Source organism: Nitrospirillum guanabarense, assembly GCF_034653355.1.
Taxonomy (GTDB): Bacteria; Pseudomonadota; Alphaproteobacteria; order Azospirillales; family Azospirillaceae; genus Nitrospirillum.
Window position 1 is genome coordinate 1,140,790 of the sequence record NZ_JAYEER010000004.1, and the last position, 17,358, is coordinate 1,158,147.

The following is a 17,358-nucleotide window of genomic DNA, read 5'->3' on the forward strand; positions in this document are numbered from 1 at the left end:
CTCCTATGGCTCCTAAATGGTTTGGTATATTGATGAAGAAATTGATTAAACGATACAGCTTAAATTGTCCGGTAGTTAGACCGTCATTATACGATAGGCTGGCATTTTAGACGTATGAAAAAACCTTAAGATTGAATTCCCTCAAGATATATATTGCCTAACTCACCGCCCCTTGGGCACCAATCCCCGCAGCGCCGACAATCCCTCCAGCACCTCGTGGCTGCGGCGCCGCGCGTCCATCAGGTCTTCCACGGCCTCCTTGGGCAGCGGCGGGGCGAAATGGAAGCCTTGGCCGAACTGGCAGTGCAGGCCGCGGAGGAAGTCGGCCTCGGCCTCCTTCTCGATGCCTTCGGCGATGACCTCCAGGTCCAGGGCCTGGGCCAGCAGGGTGATGATGCGGGCGATGGCGCTACGACGGTCGCTTTCGCCGGCGGCACGGACGAAGCTGCGGTCGATCTTCAGGGTGCCGATGGGATAGCGGTGCAGGTAGCTGAGCGAGGAGAAACCGGTGCCGAAGTCGTCCAGCGACAGCTTCACGTCCTGGCGTTTCAGCGCTTCCATGATGCCCAGGCAGCGGCCGGGATCGTCCAGCAGCAGACTTTCGGTGATCTCCAGCTTCAGGGTGCCGGGGGTGATGCGGTGGGTGTCCAGCGTCTCCGTCACCGCCGCCACCAGGTCGTCCTCCATGAGCTGGCGGCCGGAGACGTTGACGCTCATGAACAGGTCGGGGCTGAAGCGGCCCTGCCACTCCGCCAACTGGCGCGTGGCCTCCACCAGGGCCCAGCGGCCCATCTTCAGGATCAGGCCCGTCTCCTCCGCCAGGTGGACGAAGTCGCTGGGCGGGATCATGCCGCGGTCGGGGTGGAACCAGCGCATCAGCGCCTCGAAGCCCGCGATGCCGCCATCCTGCAGGCGTACGATGGGCTGATAGAACAGGCGGAACTGCCGGCCCTCGATGGCGTGGCGCAGGTCCGATTCCAGGCGCAGACGGGTCAGCGCGCGCTCGCGCAGCGCGTCGTCGAACATCTCCACCCGGTTGCGGCCGCTGGTTTTGGCGCGGAACATGGCCAGGCCCGCGTCGCGCAGCATGTCGCCCGCCGAGGCGTAGCCGGAGCCGGACAGGGCGATGCCGGCGGTGACGTTCATCACCACCTCCTGCCCGTTGGACAGGGTCAGGGGTTCGGCCACCGCTGACGCCAGGCGCTCGGCCGCGTCCACCGCCGCCTTTACGTCCAGCACGCCGTCCATCAGCACGCCGTATTCGTCGGCCGACAGGCGGGCCACGGTGTCGCCGCTGCGGCGGGCGCCGTCCAGCCGCTGGCCCACGGCGCACAGCACCTCATCCCCCACCAGGGGGCCCAGGCTGTCGTTCACCGTCTTGAAGTGGTCGATATCGAAGATCATGACTGCGAACTGCGCCTCTTCCGGCCGGCGCCGGCGGCCCAGCGCCTGGCCGATGCGGTCCAGCAGCAGCATGCGGTTGGGCAGGCGGGTCAGACCGTCGTGGAAGGCGTCGAACAGCAGCTGCTGTTCCGCCCGCTTGCGCGCCGTGATGTCGGTCATGGAACCGGCCATGCGGATGGCCTCGCCCTCCTCGTCGCGGATGGCCACGCCGCGGATCAGCACCCACAGCTCCGCCCCGCCGGCGTGGCGCGTGCGCACCTCTTCCTCCAGATGCGCGCTGCCGCCGGCCAGGTGGGTGTCCACCGCCGCGCGCAGGCGGGGCCGGTCCTCGCCGTCGATCTGGGCGTACCAGTCCTCCATGGTGCTGGTACGGGCCCCGCCGCCGATGCCCAGCATGGCCGTCCAGCGGGGGGAGCAGTAGAGCTGGTCCGTCGCCACGTGCCAGTCCCAGAGGCCGTCGTTGGCGCCCTGGGCGGCCAGGGCGTAGCGCTCCTCGCTCAGGCGCAGCTGTTCCTCGGCGTTCTTGCGGTCGGTGATGTCGCGTTGGGCGCCGACGATGCGGATGGGCTCCCCCTCGTCATCCAGCACGACGATGCCGCGGCACATCATCCACAGCACATGGCCGTTGCGGTGGGTGATGCGGTATTCGATCTGAAAGGGTTTGCCGCCGGCGCTGGCCTGGGCGTCCAAGGTGGCCTGCAGCCAGATGAGGTCGTCCGGGTCCACCCGGCTCAGCCATTCGTCGGGCGAGGTGCCGATCTCATCCTCGGCGAAACCCAGCAGGGCCTTCCAGGTTTCGGCGTAATAGACCCGGTCGGTGCGCAGGTCCCAGTCGTACAGCCCCTCATTGCTGGCCGCCGCCGCCAGGCTGTACCGCTCCAGCGCCAGGCGCTCGTCATCGCTCAAGACCGGTGCGGCAGCCGGGGAGGGACCTTTCAGACGGGCGGGCTTGCTGGTGTTCATGTCAACACCGGCGGCGTGACACGCGCCATGACCAGTCCGCGCGGTGAACCAGCCCTCATAATCCAATGATTGCCAGTAGATGGGCTGTGCACGCGGGCGCTCGGTTCAAGGGTTATTAATGCAGGGTATACTAAAAAACTCAGGAGTGACACCGTTGGCCTAAACGACGGCGGAGGAGCATTGGCATACACCGTCCAGGGCGCAATCTGCTAGAAAGCTTCCATGGAATGGACTGACGACGCCATCGTGCTTTCGGCCCGGCCGTTCGGCGACACCGCCGCGCTGGTGGTTATGCTGACGCGGGAGCATGGCCGGCACGCCGGCGTGCTGCACGGCGGGCAGTCGTCACGCTATCGCGGCGCGCTGGAGCCTGGGGCGCAGGTCACCGCTCGCTGGCGCGCCCGCACCGCCGATCAGCTGGGCACTTGGACGGTGGAGCCCGTGCGCTCCGCCACCGGCCTTTACCTGGACGACCCCTTGCGCCTGGCCGCCATCGTGGCCGCCACCGCCTTGATGGACGCCATGCTGGCGGAGCGCGAGGTTCACCCCGGCCTCTATGACGCCACCCTGGCCCTGTTCGCCGCCCTGGATCTGGACATCTGGCCGGCCATCTACGTGCGGTGGGAGGTCGGGCTGCTGGAGGAGGCGGGCTTCGGCCTGGACCTGACGCAGTGCGCCAGCACCGGCCAACCCGTCGGCAACCCGAACGATCAGTTGGCCTACGTCAGCCCCCGCACCGGTCGCGCCGTGTCGGCTTCGGCGGGGGAGCCCTACCGCGACAAACTGCTGCCCCTGCCGGGTTTCCTCATCGGCCTGGGCTTCCAGGGCGGCGGGGAGGAGGATGTGGCGGCCGGCCTGCGCCTGACCGGCTATTTCCTGGAACGGCATGTCTTCGCCCAGCGCCATGCCGAGGTGCCGCCGGCCCGCCAGCGCCTGGTGGAGCGCTACTTGCGCGTCAATAATCTTCCGGGGGGCTTGCCCGCCGCTGAGCCGCAGGAAACGTGATCTTTCTACGGCTGCACCATGTCTGGCAATCGGCCCACCATATCTGGTAGTGTCGCCGCACCATGACCGATGCCACCGAGATTCTCGATAAGCCCCTGGCCGATGCGCTGGGCGAGCGTTACCTGTCCTACGCCCTGTCGACCATCGTGTCGCGGTCGCTGCCCGATGTGCGCGACGGGCTGAAGCCGGTGCACCGCCGCCTGCTGTTCGCCATGAGCCAGCTGAAGCTGGAGCCCACCACGCCGCCCAAGAAATCGGCCCGCGTGGTGGGCGACGTCATCGGCAAGTTCCATCCCCACGGCGACGCCTCGGTCTATGACGCGCTGGTGCGCCTGGCCCAGGACTTCGCCGCCCGCTATCCCCTGGTCCAGGGGCAAGGCAACTTCGGCAACATCGACGGCGATAACGCCGCCGCCATGCGATACACCGAGGCCCGCCTGACCGAGGTGGCCAAGGCCCTGCTGGACGGCATCGACGAGGACGCGGTCGATTTCCGCGCCACCTACGACGGCGACGGTGAGGAGCCGGTGGTGCTGCCGTCGGCCTTCCCCAACCTGCTGGCCAACGGCTCGGCCGGGATCGCCGTGGGCATGGCCACCAGCATCCCGCCGCACAACGCGGGCGAGATCTGCGACGCCCTCAGCCTGATCATCGACCGTGAGCTGCTGGTGCCGGAAGACCGCAGCCGGCCGGTGACGGTGGATGAGCTGGTCACCCTGATGCCCGGTCCCGACTTCCCCACCGGCGGCGTGCTGGTGGAAAGCCGCGACGCCGTGCGCGAGGCCTACCGCACCGGCCGCGGCGGCTTCCGCCTGCGCGCCAAGTGGGAGACGGAGAAGCTGGCCCAGGGCACCTGGCAAATCGTCGTCACCCAGATCCCCTACCAGGTGCAGAAGTCGCGCCTGGTGGAGAAGATCGCCGAACTCCTCATGGAGCGTAAGCTGCCCCTGCTGGAGGACGTGCGCGACGAGTCGGCGGAGGATGTGCGGCTGGTGCTGGTGCCCAAGAGCCGCAACGTCGACCCGGCGGTGCTGATGGAACAGTTGTTCCGCAACACCGACCTGGAAGTGAAGATTCCGCTGAACATGAACGTGCTGGACGCCGACCAGGTGCCACGCGTCATGACCCTGCACGAGGTGCTGCGCGCCTACCTCGACCACCGCAACGTGGTCCTGGTGCGCCGGTCCCGCCACCGCCTGGCCAAGATCGACCATAGGCTGGAGGTGCTGGGCGGCTACCTCATCGCCTACCTGAACCTGGACGAGGTCATCCGCATCATCCGTGAGGAGGACGAGCCCAAGGCCGAGCTGATGCGCGCCTTCGGCCTGACCGACGTGCAGGCGGAAGCCATCCTGAACATGCGCCTGCGGTCTTTACGCAAGCTGGAAGAGATGGAGATCCGCAAGGAGCATGACGGCCTGACGGCCGAGCGGGCGGAACTCCTTTCCCTGCTGGAGGATGACGGCAAGCGCTGGACGGCCATCGCCGCCGAGGTCGCCGCCACCAAGAAGCGCTTTGGCCAGGCGACCGAACTGGGCGCCCGTCGCACCGCCGTGGGCGACGCCCCCACCGACGTGGTGGTGCCGGTGGAAGCCATGATCGAGCGGGAGTCGGTCACTGTCTTCCTGTCGGAGAAGGGCTGGATCCGCGCCGTGAAGGGCCACCTGCCGTCCACCGAGACGGCGGAGGCCAAGTACAAGGAGGGCGATGCCGAGCGCTTCGTCCTGCACGCCGAAACGACGGACAAGCTGCTGGTGTTCTCCAGCACCGGCAAGTTCCACACCATCGGCGTGGACCGCCTGCCGCGCGGCCGCGGCTTTGGCGAGCCCGTGCGCCTGATGGTGGACCTGGGCGACGCCGACATCGTCACCGTGCTGCCCTACCGTCCGGGCAAGCGCCTGCTGGTGGCGTCCAGCGACGGCCGCGGCTTCCAGGTGGATGCCGACGAGGTGGTGGCCCAGACCCGTGCGGGCAAGCAGGTGCTGAACGTGGGTGACGGCGCCACCGCCCTGGCCTGTGTGCCGGTGGAGGGCGACACCATCGCCGTCATCGGCAACAACCGCAAACTTCTGGTCTTCGCCCTGGAGGAACTGCCCGTCATGGTGCGCGGCAAGGGCGTGGCCCTGCAGAAGTACAAGGACGCCAGCCTGTCGGACATCTGCGTGTTCGAGGGCGCCAAGGGCCTGTCGTGGAAGATGGGCGGGGCGGGTGACCGGACCCGGGTGGAGACCGACCTGTCGCCCTGGCGCGGCGCCCGCGGTTCGGTGGGCAAGCTGCCGCCCAACGGCTTCCCCCGGAACAACCGGTTCTGAAAACGGAAACGCCGGCCCCCACCAGGAGGCCGGCGTTTTTATTTCGACTGTCGGAGCGCCGGGCTAATCCAATTCCACATCCAGCAGGCGCACGAACTGCTGCCCGCAGTGCATGTCGCGTTCCACGACGCCACCCTGGGCGCTGGTGCGGGCGTAGGAGATTTTCACGATGTTCAGGCTGGGTACGGGGAAGCGCTGCACCAGGGCCGGGTCGGCGCCGAACAGGCGGTGGAAAAGGTCCGGGCCCAATGCCGGGTGGTCGTGGTACCGGGCGTAGGCCTCCGGCCCGTCGAAGAACAGGTCGAACGTCACCCAGTAGGGACCGGCGTTCTTGGAGCGGATGTGGTGGCACACGTCCTTCAGCATTGTGGTCATGCCGCGTCTCCCCGGCTGAGGTCGATCCAAACGGTGCGGACCGGTTCCAAGGGATCGTCGACCTCGATCACGTGGTTCAGCTTGAATTCGTAGACGGGGCCCCGGTCGATGTCGGCGGGGGAGAAGGCGAAGCCGTAGCTGGGCAGTTCCTTGTCCAGCACGATGGGGAAGTGGAAGAAATAGGGGTTGCAGGCCTTGGCGATCTGCGACGCCTTTTCCTGGGTGTCGGCCGTGGCCACGAACAGCACGCCGATCTCGCGGGGCGGGGCGGTGCCGGGGGGCGGCCGGTCACCCGACACCGCGTTCCAGCCATAGAGGCGCAGGGAGATGTGGAACTCGTCCGTGCTGAGGCCCGTGGTCTTGCGGGTGCGTTCATACAACGCCGCCAGCATGCGGTCGTGGAACTCATCCACCCGGACGAGGACGTCGGGGTCCTGGATGCCGATCAGCATGATGGTCTGGTAACGGCCGCCGCCGGCACCCTCCAGCTTCAGGGTGTAGGGCTTGGGTTCCCACACCGAACCGGTGACCCGCACCACCCGGTCATCGACCGGGATGTAGCGCGCGTCGGTGACGTCCAGCACGCCGCCGGGTTCGGTCAGCAGGAAGGGGTTGGCGTTCTCATACAGCATGTGGGCGGAGACGCTGCGGGGATCGCAGCGGTTGGCGGGGTTCAGCGGTTCCACCTCGAACCCGTCCCGGCCGATGCTGATCAGCACGCCGGCGGAGCCGGAGGGCTGCACCGTGCATTGCGCGCCACATTCCGCCACCTTGGCGGCGTGCCAAGCGGCGCCAGCATGCGCGCCGGCCCGGAGCGCGAAGGAGGCCAGCACGGCCGTGTCGGTGGTGCGTCCGCCCAGGATGATGTCGGCCCCGGCGTCCAGCGCGGCGATGTAGGGTTCCGGCCCCATGACGGCGACGATGTGGTCGCAGGCGTCGATGGTGGCGTCGTCCAGGGCGCCCAGCGGGGGCAGGGGGCGCACCCGGCCCGCGGCGTTGCGGGCCTTCAGCGACGCCTTGTCCTGTTCGCAATACAGCAGGGCGATCTTGGGGGATATGCCCAGTTCCGCCGCCACCTCCAGCGCGATGTCACGCGTCCAGTCCAGGTTCAGGTCGCCGCCCGCCTGGCCGCTGGTGCCGACGATCAGGGGGATTTTCGCCTCCGCCGCCGCCTTCATCAGGATGGTCAGGTCGCGTTTGACCGAGCCGCGGTTGTTCTTGGAGATGCCCAGCGCCAGGTAGGCGGCGCCGCTGTCGGTGGACCCCGCGTCGGTGGCGATGGCATGGGCGCCCAGCGCAACGCCGCGCCGCACCTCATCCTCCCGGGCGCCGGCGCCCAGCGACCCGGTGGGCACCAGGATTTTGATCGGACCATCCATTCGTTGTCTTCCATCCCATGTGGAAAGGCCCCTCCCTCGTGGGCCTATGAACGGACCCTAGATGACATGGATGCAAAGCGTCAATATTTTGGATGCAAAAATTTCCGCAGTCTTTAGGCTGCCCATGAACGGGGCGTCGGCCCCACCGTGCGCCCGCACCCCCTGCTGGAGAGGTCCCATGTCATCGTCACCCGGCCGCAAGGTCGTCATCACCGTCCGTTCCTTCGACGCCGACGCGCTGGACTGGCTGCGCGGCCAGGACTGCGCGGTGGAGATCACCGATTTGCCGCCGGGGAAGACGGACGGCGATCTGGACCAGGGGGAGCTGTGCCGCCTGCTGGCGGGGGCGGTGGGCTGGATCGTCGGGCATGCGCGGGTGACGGGGGCGCTGCTGGACGCCCTGCCGGAGCTGCGCGTCATCTCGCGCCGGGGCGTGGGGTATGAGCGGGTGGATATCGAGGCGGCGCGCGCCTTGGGGCGCGTGGTGGCCATCGCCGCCGGGGGCAATGACGCCTCCGTCGCCGACCACGCGGTGGGGCTTATGATCGCGGTGGGCCGCCGCTTCCGCGAATTGCAGGACAACATGGCCAAGGGCGACTGGACCATCCTGACCGGCGGCGACCTCTGCGGCAAGACCGTGGGCCTGATCGGCCTGGGGCGCATCGGCAGGAGCGTCGTCCGGCGCCTGTCCGGATTCGATGCCCGCATCCTGGTCCACACGCCGCACCCGGATGAGGCCTATGCCCGCGCGACCGGCGTCACCTACACCAGCCTGGCGGATTTGCTGGCGGCCAGCGACTACGTTTCCCTGCACGCGCCCCTGACCCCGGCGACCCGCTTCCTGATCGACGCCACGGCCATCGCCGCCATGAAGCCGGGCGCCATCCTGATCAACACCGCGCGGGGCGGCTTGGTGGAGGACGCGCACCTGCTGGCGGCCTTGCGGTCGGGCCATTTGGGCGGGGCCGGACTCGACGTCTTCGCCAGCGAAAGCGACCGCGCCTATTGGTCGGTGTCGCAGGGGCTGCTGGCCCATCCCAGGGTCGTGGCCACGCCGCACGCCGGCGCCTCCACCCGCGAGGGGTTGGCCCGGACCAACCGCATCGCGGCGGAATTGGTGGTCGCGGTACTGAACGGCGGTGATCCCGCGCCCGGCCGCTGTGTCGCGGATGGGCGCCGAACCACCAACCAGCGCTAGTGGCGCGGGCGGCGCGGGTATAAGACCCTCAGCCGGCCGTCAGGGGGATGGCCCCGGTGGCCAGCGCCGTGGCCAGCACCACGCCGCAGATCAGCAGCGCCCATTTCAGGGCGAAGCGCTGGGCGTCGCCCACGTCCACGCCCAGCAGGCCGCAGGCGAGGTAGATGGGCGCCAGCAGGGGGCTCAGCGCATGCACCGGTTGACCCACCAATGAGGCGCGGGCGATGGCGTCGGCCGATATGCCAAACTCCCCCGCGGCCCGGGCGACCACGGGCACCACCCCGAAATAATAGGCGTCGTTGGACATGACGAAAGTCAGCGGCAAGCTGGCCAGCGCCGTCAGGGGCGCCAGGTGTGGCCCGAGGTCGCGGGGCAGGTGGGCCAGGGCGGCGGACGCCATGGCATCCGCCATGCCCGTGCCGTTCAGGATGCCGGTGAAGGCACCGGCCGCGAAGATCAGCACCACGACGTTGACGACATTGTCGGCGTGGGCCGCGATACGGGCCTTCTGGTCCCGCGGGCGCGGGTAGTTGACGGTGGCGGCGATGGCGAAGGCGCCCATCATCATGACCGGTAGGGGCGCCAGATGCACGGCCATGCCCACGACCAGGCCGGCCGTGAGCGCCAGGTTGACCCAGAACAGCCGGGGACGGCGCACCGACGGATCCGCCGCCAGGACGTCGGGCGGCGCCGTCGCGGCGCGGCCATCGGGGCGCGGCTGTGCCGCCAACCGGTGCCGTTCGCGGCGGCCGAAATGCCAGGCGAGGACGAAGACGACGCCCAGGCCGACCAGCATGGCCGGCACCAGCGGGTTGAAGACCGTTCCCAACTCGGCGCCGACGGCGCTGGCCGCCCGCGCCGTCGGCCCGCCCCAGGGGATGTAGTTCATCAGCGCGTTGCCCAGGCCCAGCAAAGTGGCCAGGACCAGGGGATTCATGCCCACCCGCCGATAGACGGGCAGGAAGGCGGTGATGACGATCAGGGCGGTGGTGGTGCCGTCGCCGTCCAGCGAGACGGTCATGGTCAGCAGGGCGGTGCCGAGGGCGATGCGCACCGGGTCGTCGCCGACGGCCGCCAGCACGCGCCGCACCAGCGGGTCGAACAGGCCGGCGTCCATCATGATCGCGAAATAGAGGATGGCGAAGGCCAGCAGCAGGGCCGTGGGCGCCACCTGGTGCACGCCCTCCAGGATCATCTTGCCCAGGCCGGGGCCGGCGCCGGCGATGAGGCCGAAGGTGATGGGCACGGCCAGCAGGGCGGCGATGGCCGACATGCGCCGGGTCATGATCAGGGTCATGAACGTGATCACCATCGCCAGGCCCAGGAAGGCCGGGTTCAGTAAGGCATCAATCACCGTGGTGTCTCCGCGAGCGTCGCGAGCGGCATCGCCCCCCGCGCGGGGGTTGCGTGGCCGGCATGCGACTGGTGTAAGGAAATGGAAAGATCGTCCGCCGCATGCGGACGTGAGGAGGCTTGGAAGAAATGACGGACGATTTGGCAGCCGATCCGGCGCAGGACGCGATCCTGGCGGACCCCCAGCACACGGAACCGGCGACCCACACCGTGTTGACCCGGCTGCGGGAAATGATCGTGACCGGCCAGATCCCGCCGGAGACGCGGCTGCGCGCCGAAGGGCTGGCGACGCAACTGGACGTCTCCCGCACCCCCATCCGCAGCGCGCTCGCCGTGCTGTCCGCCGAGGGGCTGGTCAACTACAGCGTCAACCGCGGCTACACCGTCCGCTCCGTCACCATCGGCGACGTGTTCGACAGCATCGAGGTGCGCGCGGCGCTGGAGGGCATGGCCGTGTGGACCGCGGTCGAGCGGGGATGGCAGCCGGCGGCGCTGGACCGGCTGGCGGAGATCGTGGCCCGGGGCCGGGCCATCGTCGACCAGGGGGAATGGTCGGAAGCCATCGAACACCAGTGGTACCAGCTGAACTGGCAGTTCCACCGTTCGATCATCGTGGCGTCGGGGAACAGCGTGCTGCGCAACGCGCTGCGCATGACGCTGATCTACCCCGTGTTCGGCGACGTGGCGCGGCTGTGTCCCAGCGTGGCCGGCAGCGTGCCCTCGCGCGCCCGGCAGATACCAGCCGTCCCACCGGACCACATCGTTGAATCCCAGGATGAGCATGAGCGGCTGCTGGCCGCCATCCGGCAAGGGGATGGTGCCGAAGCGCAGCGGATTCTGTCCGGCCATATCCTCGCCACCAAGCGGCGTTTGCACGCCATTGTCCTCCCTCGTTAAGCGTCATCCTGGGGGAGGAGGGCCTTCGGTCAACAATAACATCCAAACTTAATAAGAATTGCATCCAAAAGATTGACCCATGGCATCCATTCCGCCTAGGCTCCTGTCATCCCCGGACCCAACCGGGGAAATGAAGGAGTTTGGGAGGAGACATGGAGAAGATGGACCGCAAGGGATGGGCGCGGGCCGGTGGTGGCTGGGCGTACGGGGCGGCGGTGATCGCCTTGGCGACGGCGGGTACCGCCCTGGCGCAGGAGGCGCGCAGCCCGAACGCCGAGCCGGCCGGGTTGGAAGAGATCGTCGTCACCGCGCAGCGCCGCGCCGAGAAATTGCAGGACGTGCCGGTGACGGTGACGGCGTTCGGCGCGGAAGAGATCGAACAAGCGCGCATCCGCGAGGTTGACGACATCGCCAGCCGCACGCCGGGCCTGGACTTCGACGCCTTTCCGGCGTCGCAGCCGCGCATCACCGTTCGGGGCATCGGCTCATCCGACCGCGGGGCGGCGGGCGATCCCAGTTCGGCCGTGTTCCTGGATGAGATCTACCTGGGCCGTCCCGCCGCCGTGGCCTTCGACGCCTTCGACGTCGCCCGGATCGAGGTGCTGAAGGGCCCGCAGGGCACGCTGTTCGGCCGCAACGTCGTCGGCGGCGCCATCAACGTCGTCACCAACCGGCCCAAGCTGGATGTGGTCGATGCGGGGCTGGAGGCGACGGTCGGCAATTACGAACGGCTGGAGGGCGCCGGTTTCGTGAACGCGCCGGTGGTGGACGGCAAGCTGGCCGTGCGCGCCAGCGCCGCCTGGCGCGGCCATGACGGCTATGCCCAGAACACCTATACCGGCGACAGGGTGGATGACCAGGGCACCCGCAGCGGCCGCTTCCAGGTCTACGCCGAACCGCGTGAGACCCTGCGCGTGCTGCTGACCCTGGACGGCACCCGGGATCGCGCCACCGGCCCGGCCCAGCATGTGCTGGATCTGGACACCAGCGATCCCCTGTCCGCCTACTGGACCGTGGACCGGGACCGCAGCCACACCGCCGGTTCGACCGACGGCTACCAGAACAGGGACACCTGGGGCGTCCGCCTGCAGACGGATTGGGATTTGCCCTTCGCCACGCTGACCTACCTGGGGTCCTACCGCGACCTGGACTATCACACCGCCTATGATTTCGACGGCGGCAACCCGACCTTCAATGTCCTGGGCATCTCGGGTGGCAATGACGAGGCCAGCACCTTCTCCAGCAACGAGCTGCGGCTGTCGTCCCTGCCGGACAGCCGGGTGCAGTGGGTCACGGGCTTTTTCAACTACAATGCCGACACCGGACCGGCTGGACACCCTGAACCTGGACATGGGGCCCCGGCGGCGGACGGAGATCTATACCCAGAAGGCGTCGCTCACCAGCTATGCGGGCTTCGGTGACGTGACGGTGCCACTGTGGGACGAGGTCTCGCTCATCGGTGGCGTGCGCTATTCCCGGGACGAGAAGGACTACCGCGTCGGCAACACCGCCGGGAACGCCCTTGTCCGCGGCAACGGGCGCTTTGACGTCACGGTGTCCGGCACCTATGCCGCCACCACCTACCGGGGCGGGGTGGAATACCATGTGACGGATAACGACCTGCTGTACGCCATGGTCTCACGCGGGTTCAAAAGCGGTGGCTTCCAGGACACGCCGGCCACGGCGGCGGAGGCCGTGGCCGGCTTCAAGCCGGAGTTCGCCACGCAGTATGAGGTGGGCCAGAAAAGCAGTTTCCTGGGCGGTTCCCTCATCTGGAACAACACCTTCTATTGGTTGAATTACGTGGACCTCCAGACGCGCCGCACCTTGCCCGACCTGTCCATTGTGACTGACAACGCCGGCAAGGCGACCATCAAGGGCTATGAGACCTACCTCAGCTGGAAGGTCTTCACGCACGCGCGCCTGGTGGCCAGCTACGGCTACACCGACGCGCGCTTCGACACCTATGTGCCGGAGCCGGGCGTGGATTATTCGGGCAACCGTATCACCCGCACGCCCCGGCACAAGGTCGTGGTCTCCCCCTCCTACGACCTGCCGTTGGGTGAGGGCGGCGGCACCCTGCGCTTCGCCGTGGACTACCGCTATGAAAGCCACATCTTCGACGACAACTCCAACATCGGGCCGGAACAGCGGGATCCGACCAACTTCGTCGACGGCCGCATCGTCTACACCGACGCCACCGGCAAGTGGTCGGTTTCCCTCTGGGGCGAGAACCTGACCGACGAACTGACCCGCACCTATCAGGGCACCTTCCTGGGCGCCGATTTCGGCACCTACGCCCCGCCCCGGACCTATGGCCTGACCCTGAACTGGCAGCTGTGACGCTTAAAAAAAATGGGGCGGGAAAGAATGGGGGCTGGCGCAAACCGCCGCCCCCATCACCTTTACTGTCCCTTGGTCACCATGATCCCGGCGTTGGCCGCCAGGATGTAGGAGGTTGTGGTGGCCACCGTGGATTCGTTTTCGAACCACAGGAAGGGCCACGCCACCTTCTGCTCCGGGAAGTCCGGCTTCACGACCAGCACGCCGGGCACCATGGCGCCCGGCACGGTGGAGTAATCCGCGCGGTTGTGGGTGTAGGCGATCATCTTGGATTCCGTGCCCACGGTGGAGACCAGGGACAGGTTGGTCGCCGGGTGGCGGCCCAGCACGTAGTCCAGGGCGTCCAGGGTGTACTGGGTTCCGATGATGCCGGGGAAGGCCTTGTGCAGCAGGTACATGTTGGTGCCGAAGCCGGCCACCTGGCCTGAGCCGGCCCAGGTGCCCATGGCCACGGGCACGCCGAAGGGCGTTTTGGCGGCCTCGGCGTCGATGGCGGCCTTGGCCTCCGTCACCGCCTGGGTCAGCTGGGCGCGGTAGTCGGCGTCCATGTAGGGCAGGGCCAGCGTCGCCATGCCGCCCAGGAAGGCGAAGCGCTGCTTGATGGTGGGCAGCAGGGACTTCAGCTTGTTGGTGTACAGCGGATCGGCACCCTTGGTGGTGATCACCAAATCCACCGTGGCGGAGAAAGCGGCCATGTCGAGCAGGTCGGCGGGGTTCCAGTCACCCCGTTCCGGCCGGTCCATGCGGTCGCTGGGGTCCTGCTGGTTGGCCCACAACACCTTGGCGGCGGCCAGCGCCTGGGCGGCCAGGTCGGGATCGACCTCCCCCAGCACGCGCGAGGCGGCGGCCAGGGCGCCGGCCACATGGTAATCGTCCGCCGGCACGTCGGAGGTGAAGGCCCAGCGGTCGTCGGGCACCCCGGAATAGATGCCGTTCGACTCATTCGGGCCCAGTTTGGGGTCGTAGATCAGGCGGTCGGTCTGCGACCCGGCGTCGCCCAGGTGGGTATACTGCTTCAAGGTCGGCTCGATGATGCCGACGATGGCGTGGCCGAAGACCTTGTACTGGGCCAGCAGCTGCAGGGTGCCGTGGCGAATCTGCTGCAGCACGTCGGGAATGCCGTCGGGCTTGCGGATCTCGACCTGGCGCGCGGCCTCATCGATGGTGTCCTCGTCCCAGTCCAGGCCGAACAGTTCCCGCGCCCGCACCAGGTCGCGCACCACCCAGGCGTTGTCGGAGGTCTGGATGTCATAGTCGCCGGCATCCTGCCACCCGCCCACGTTCAGGCCGGGAATGTGCTCCCCCGGCTTGAAGGGGGAGTCCAGGTGCGGGCCCATCTTGTACCCGTCGAAATGGTGGATGTTGGGGGCGGCCTGCCGGGCGTCGTCGATATGGGAAAGGCCCTGCCAGGCGCGGTACTGCTCGCGTACCGCGATGTGGTCCATCTGCTCCGCCAGATAGGTGTCCAGCGACGGCTGCCAGATATGGTCGTAGGCATCGGGGGCGATGCGGAAGGGATTGAACAGGTGCCCGGCGTAGGAGATGGCGTAGATGCCGGGCGTGCGCACCGAGGAGAAGTCGAAGGTGGCGTAGTCGTAGCGCAGCCATTTGCCCCAGGGCTTGATGGTGCCCTTCAGCGCCACCGTCCGCGCGCCGTCGGCGCCGATGCGCACCAGCTGGATGTCCTTGGGCGCCTTCATGTGCGGGTCGAGTTCGATGGTCGCGACCTTGGCCCGGTCGGGCGTGTAGCCGGCCTGGTTGAAGGCGACCACGGGATCGCGCACCCAGTTCTTGATGACGTTGGGATGGACGTGCCAGACAATGGCGTCCGTGGTCTTGCCGGCCGGGATCAGGGCGCGCACCACGAACCAGCCGTTCTGCGCCCGGTTGCGGGCGTCATAGAGGGCCAGGGGTGCCGTGTCGGAGGTGATGGCCACCCGCGTCAGCGGATCTTCCGGCGCCAGCACGATGCTTGATCCGCCCGAGGCCAGGGGCAGCGGATCGCCCGAACCGTCCTTGGCCATGGGACCGGCGGGATTGCGGGGGAACAGGCCTGGGTTGTCGCCCAGCACATAGGTCTTGCCGAAATAGCTGGTGGGCAGGAAATCCAGGCTGAAGGCGGCCTTGCCGACATACTCCGCTGGCAGTGGCTGATCCATGTTCACCGCCACGCGGAAGCCCGTGCCCTCCGGCGTGATGACCAGGCGGTAGCTGAAGCCCTGTTCGGGGAAGTTGCTGTAGACCGTCAGCTGGTCGGGGCCGGGGCCGCGCTCGCGCTTCACGAAGGCGGGGACAGGGTCCCACTGTTCCGGCGTGGGGTTCAGGCGCACGGCGCCATCGGTGGCGATGCGCTCGCCGTGCAGCACGATCTGGATGCCGGCGTTCTTCTCATCGCGGAACACCGGATGGAAGTGCATCTGGTCGACGATGACGCTGAGGCCCTGCATCTCCAAAGTCTCGTTCGGGCTGACGCTCAACCCTGGTGAGACGGCGATGGCAGGTGGGGTGGCGGCGAAACACGATTGGATAAGCCATGGCTGAATAGCCAAGGCGGCGGCGAACCAGACTGCCCGCATGGATGTTCCCTCCCGTTAGCGTTAACATTTTTATGTTAACGGTACCATTTTGCCGACACTGTGCGGCAAAGCGGGCGCGGACACAACCCCCAAGCGACCACGACCATCGGCTGAGGGGGCTGGAACATCCGTCCCGGGCCAGACTTGCGTTACCAATCCGCCGGCCTCGGGCAGCCGGCGTCCGTATCGGGGACCGGCATGGCTGTCTACCTGCTTTTCATGGCGCTGGCGCTGGTGGCGGTCTGGACACCGTGGCACGCGCACGCGTTCGCCGCCTTCAGGTTGGGGGGTGAGGACGCGGGGCGGCGCGCCTTCTTCCGGAACTGGGTGGTGACCAGCCTGCTGCTGTTCGGTGGTGGCACGTTGGTGGCGCTGGCCCTGCTCGGCCGCTTGCGCCAGGTCTGGGAACCGCCGCCGGAATTCGCCCCGCTGGTGGTCCCGGCGCGGGCCCTGGGGGCGACCGTGCTGGTAGGCACCGCCGCGGTGGCCATCGCCGCCTGCGTGGTCGCGGTGGTCGCCGTCGCCAGTCGAAGGCGGGGCCGGCTTCTGCCGGCGGTGTTCGGTGATGTCGAGGTTCTGCTGCCCCGCGATGGCGCGGAGCGGATCTGGGCGGCGATCCTGTCCCTGAACGCCGGCCTGACGGAGGAGGCGGCGTTCCGCCTGCTGCTACCCTTGCTGATCACCCTGGCCGTGGGGGACGCGCCCCTGGGCATGGCCGCCTCCGCCCTGGTGTTCGGCCTGGCGCATCTTTACCTCGGATGGCGCGGCGTCGCGGCCACGACGGTGGCGGGCATGTTCTTGTCCCTGGTCTACTTGGCGGCGGGCAACCTGCTGGCCCCCATCGCCGCGCACGTGGCCACGGATTGGGTCGGCCTGCTGGTGCTGCCCCGGCTGGTCGGATGGCGGCGGCCCGCCGACTAGCGGGCACGGACCGTGATGGTGACGGTGTCGCTGAAGAAGCCGCCCTGGCGCACCGTCTGGCGCGGCAAGCTCAGCAGGATGCTGCCGGTGCGCAATTCCGTCTGCGGGTCCAGGCGGTTGATGACCTGCGGCTCGCTCAAGGTACGGCCGTCCACCTGGTCGTAGGAGATGGTGTAGGGGATTCTTGTTGCCCCGGGCATCGATCAGGGCGCCGCCGTTGTTGGACGACAGCACCACGGTATAGCCGGCGGACTCGTTGCAGCGCTCGCCCAGGTCGCCCAGCATGACGTTGCCGCCGTCCGTCGACAGGCTGGTGTCGCCGGTGGAGACGGACACGAAACAGTTGGACTCCACCACCCCCTTCACGGCGATGTTCAGCGCCATCGCCGGCTTCATCGCCGGCAACGCCAGAACCAAGGCCAGGAACGCAGGGCGGATGAAACCGCTGACCGCACGCATGGAACGCAGGCACCCTTTTCTCAAGGTCCTGGCGCGACACCCCCCGTGGGTACCGCTGTCAGGCATATCGCAACAAAGCAATATACATGCCGTTAATTTGGCGGCGGTTTGACGGCGCCGACTCGCGTATGGACTGATGCCTCTTGCTCAATGAAAGAGGCTTTTTGCATTGT

14 protein-coding genes are annotated in these 17,358 nt (G+C 67.9%); 8 read left to right on the top strand and 6 right to left on the bottom strand.

What is annotated here, in order from left to right:
- Positions 1 to 162: 162 nt before the first annotated feature.
- The gene (locus UAA55_RS23235) at positions 163 to 2,367 is read right to left on the bottom strand and encodes a putative bifunctional diguanylate cyclase/phosphodiesterase (protein ID WP_322955727.1); all 2,205 of its coding nucleotides are present in this window, start codon (positions 2,365 to 2,367) and stop codon (positions 163 to 165) included.
- A gap of 222 nt (positions 2,368 to 2,589) precedes the next feature.
- Here UAA55_RS23235 and recO point away from each other — a divergent pair, with 222 nt between their 5' ends.
- Together recO and parC are read left to right on the top strand one after the other, a co-directional pair.
- Positions 2,590 to 3,372, top strand: a complete 783-nt coding sequence (recO, locus tag UAA55_RS23240; protein ID WP_322955729.1) for a DNA repair protein RecO — start codon at positions 2,590 to 2,592, stop codon at positions 3,370 to 3,372.
- A 62-nt stretch (positions 3,373 to 3,434) separates the two neighbouring features.
- Positions 3,435 to 5,684 carry a DNA topoisomerase IV subunit A gene (gene parC / locus UAA55_RS23245; RefSeq protein ID WP_322955731.1) on the top strand — a complete coding sequence of 750 codons (2,250 nt, stop codon included), beginning with the start codon at positions 3,435 to 3,437 and terminating at the stop codon, positions 5,682 to 5,684.
- Positions 5,685 to 5,747: 63 nt separating this feature from the next.
- Here parC and UAA55_RS23250 read toward each other — a convergent pair whose 3' ends face one another.
- Positions 5,748 to 6,059 carry a DUF4387 domain-containing protein gene (locus tag UAA55_RS23250; RefSeq protein ID WP_322955732.1) on the bottom strand — a complete coding sequence of 104 codons (312 nt, stop codon included), beginning with the start codon at positions 6,057 to 6,059 and terminating at the stop codon, positions 5,748 to 5,750.
- On the bottom strand, positions 6,056 to 7,438 hold the full coding sequence (locus UAA55_RS23255; RefSeq protein WP_322955733.1) for an acyclic terpene utilization AtuA family protein: 1,383 nt from the start codon (positions 7,436 to 7,438) through the stop codon (positions 6,056 to 6,058). The genes UAA55_RS23250 and UAA55_RS23255 overlap by 4 nt, the downstream gene beginning before the upstream one ends.
- 178 nt (positions 7,439 to 7,616) lie before the next feature.
- Between UAA55_RS23255 and UAA55_RS23260 the strand changes: the two genes are divergently transcribed.
- Entirely contained in the window at positions 7,617 to 8,636 is a 1,020-nt protein-coding gene (locus tag UAA55_RS23260) for a phosphoglycerate dehydrogenase (protein ID WP_322955734.1), read from the top strand.
- 28 nt (positions 8,637 to 8,664) lie between these two features.
- Here the strand turns inward: UAA55_RS23260 and UAA55_RS23265 are convergent, their stop codons facing one another.
- Entirely contained in the window at positions 8,665 to 9,990 is a 1,326-nt protein-coding gene (locus UAA55_RS23265; protein ID WP_322955736.1) for a CitMHS family transporter, read from the bottom strand.
- Positions 9,991 to 10,118: 128 nt separating this feature from the next.
- Between UAA55_RS23265 and UAA55_RS23270 the strand changes: the two genes are divergently transcribed.
- From UAA55_RS23270 to UAA55_RS23280, 3 genes are all read left to right on the top strand, one after another.
- The gene (locus UAA55_RS23270; RefSeq protein ID WP_322955737.1) at positions 10,119 to 10,886 is read left to right on the top strand and encodes a GntR family transcriptional regulator; all 768 of its coding nucleotides are present in this window, start codon (positions 10,119 to 10,121) and stop codon (positions 10,884 to 10,886) included.
- Between the two features lie 152 nt (positions 10,887 to 11,038).
- Entirely contained in the window at positions 11,039 to 12,307 is a 1,269-nt protein-coding gene (locus UAA55_RS23275) for a TonB-dependent receptor (RefSeq protein WP_322955739.1), read from the top strand.
- The gene (locus UAA55_RS23280) at positions 12,198 to 13,229 is read left to right on the top strand and encodes a TonB-dependent receptor (protein WP_322955740.1); all 1,032 of its coding nucleotides are present in this window, start codon (positions 12,198 to 12,200) and stop codon (positions 13,227 to 13,229) included. The genes UAA55_RS23275 and UAA55_RS23280 overlap by 110 nt, the downstream gene beginning before the upstream one ends.
- Before the next feature lie 62 nt (positions 13,230 to 13,291).
- Here the strand turns inward: UAA55_RS23280 and UAA55_RS23285 are convergent, their stop codons facing one another.
- A complete protein-coding gene (locus UAA55_RS23285; RefSeq protein WP_322955742.1) occupies positions 13,292 to 15,805 on the bottom strand; it encodes a glycoside hydrolase family 9 protein in 2,514 nt (837 codons plus the stop codon).
- 198 nt (positions 15,806 to 16,003) lie between these two features.
- Between UAA55_RS23285 and UAA55_RS23290 the strand changes: the two genes are divergently transcribed.
- Complete coding sequence (locus UAA55_RS23290) at positions 16,004 to 16,726, top strand: CPBP family intramembrane glutamic endopeptidase (RefSeq protein WP_322955744.1); 723 nt, start codon at positions 16,004 to 16,006, stop codon at positions 16,724 to 16,726.
- Here UAA55_RS23290 and UAA55_RS23295 read toward each other — a convergent pair.
- Positions 16,723 to 16,926, bottom strand: coding sequence for a hypothetical protein (locus UAA55_RS23295; protein WP_322955747.1), 204 nt, complete (start codon positions 16,924 to 16,926; stop codon positions 16,723 to 16,725). The two genes, UAA55_RS23290 and UAA55_RS23295, sit on opposite strands and share 4 nt — an antisense overlap.
- A gap of 83 nt (positions 16,927 to 17,009) precedes the next feature.
- Between UAA55_RS23295 and UAA55_RS23300 the strand changes: the two genes are divergently transcribed.
- A complete protein-coding gene (locus UAA55_RS23300; protein WP_322955750.1) occupies positions 17,010 to 17,297 on the top strand; it encodes a hypothetical protein in 288 nt (95 codons plus the stop codon).
- The last annotated feature ends 61 nt before the right edge of the window (positions 17,298 to 17,358 follow it).

Excerpts from the sequence above, each read along its gene's own strand:
- UAA55_RS23300 (WP_322955750.1), top strand. The coding sequence starts at position 17,010 with ATGACGTTGCCGCCGTCCGTCGACAGGCTGGTGTCGCCGGTGGAGACG.
- UAA55_RS23280 (WP_322955740.1), top strand. The coding sequence starts at position 12,198 with ATGCCGACACCGGACCGGCTGGACACCCTGAACCTGGACATGGGGCCC.
- UAA55_RS23270 (WP_322955737.1), top strand. The coding sequence starts at position 10,119 with ATGACGGACGATTTGGCAGCCGATCCGGCGCAGGACGCGATCCTGGCG.
- recO (WP_322955729.1), top strand. The coding sequence starts at position 2,590 with ATGGAATGGACTGACGACGCCATCGTGCTTTCGGCCCGGCCGTTCGGC.
- UAA55_RS23235 (WP_322955727.1), bottom strand. The coding sequence starts at position 2,367 with ATGAACACCAGCAAGCCCGCCCGTCTGAAAGGTCCCTCCCCGGCTGCC.
- parC (WP_322955731.1), top strand. The coding sequence starts at position 3,435 with ATGACCGATGCCACCGAGATTCTCGATAAGCCCCTGGCCGATGCGCTG.
- UAA55_RS23290 (WP_322955744.1), top strand. The coding sequence starts at position 16,004 with ATGGCTGTCTACCTGCTTTTCATGGCGCTGGCGCTGGTGGCGGTCTGG.
- UAA55_RS23275 (WP_322955739.1), top strand. The coding sequence starts at position 11,039 with ATGGAGAAGATGGACCGCAAGGGATGGGCGCGGGCCGGTGGTGGCTGG.
- UAA55_RS23250 (WP_322955732.1), bottom strand. The coding sequence starts at position 6,059 with ATGACCACAATGCTGAAGGACGTGTGCCACCACATCCGCTCCAAGAAC.
- UAA55_RS23260 (WP_322955734.1), top strand. The coding sequence starts at position 7,617 with ATGTCATCGTCACCCGGCCGCAAGGTCGTCATCACCGTCCGTTCCTTC.
- UAA55_RS23285 (WP_322955742.1), bottom strand. The coding sequence starts at position 15,805 with ATGCGGGCAGTCTGGTTCGCCGCCGCCTTGGCTATTCAGCCATGGCTT.
- UAA55_RS23295 (WP_322955747.1), bottom strand. The coding sequence starts at position 16,926 with ATGCCCGGGGCAACAAGAATCCCCTACACCATCTCCTACGACCAGGTG.
- UAA55_RS23255 (WP_322955733.1), bottom strand. The coding sequence starts at position 7,438 with ATGGATGGTCCGATCAAAATCCTGGTGCCCACCGGGTCGCTGGGCGCC.